The organism is Vibrio sp. 03_296, from assembly GCF_002265885.1.
In genome coordinates, this window is sequence record NZ_NPKW01001362.1 from 1 (window position 1) to 457 (window position 457).

Annotated in this window: 1 protein-coding gene; it reads right to left on the minus strand. The window is 42.5% G+C overall.

Annotated features, from left to right (window positions below; translation table 11 throughout):
- Positions 1-88 (minus strand): DUF3265 domain-containing protein (locus CIK04_RS32300; protein ID WP_128824802.1); only part of this gene is annotated, 88 nt, incomplete at its 3' end.
- Positions 89-457: the final 369 nt, after the last annotated feature.

Genomic DNA, 457 nt, shown 5'->3' on the forward strand with positions numbered 1-457 from the left:
CAACTTTCCGCAGACCACTTTCACCACCAAAAACCACCGCATACCAAAAATGCCACGCGGCATGAATCCCTCTTAAACGCCTTGTTATGCTTAAGCTTCAATGGGTTACGTTTGACCAGAACCAAGATTAACTCGACTTTGATTTACAAACAAAAGCCAAAACGTAGAAAACCGAAATGACTCATAGTTTTGAAAGTCAGGCTCGGAATTTGGGCAAATCTGGTTTGAAGTTTGAAAACCTAAAAATGGATTTCTGATTGAGCTAACCGCCCTAACCTCGCGCTTGCTCGAGAATTGAATGAGGCAATTCTCTGAATTTCCAGCGCCACAGAATAAGAGTCCGAAAAGCAGCGCTCAAAAAAGCCGACTTGCCGACAAACACAAAACTGAAAAGCCGAGGGAACAAAGACAACCATAAACCACTGATTTTGCTTGATTAAGCATAACGCCCAATTAA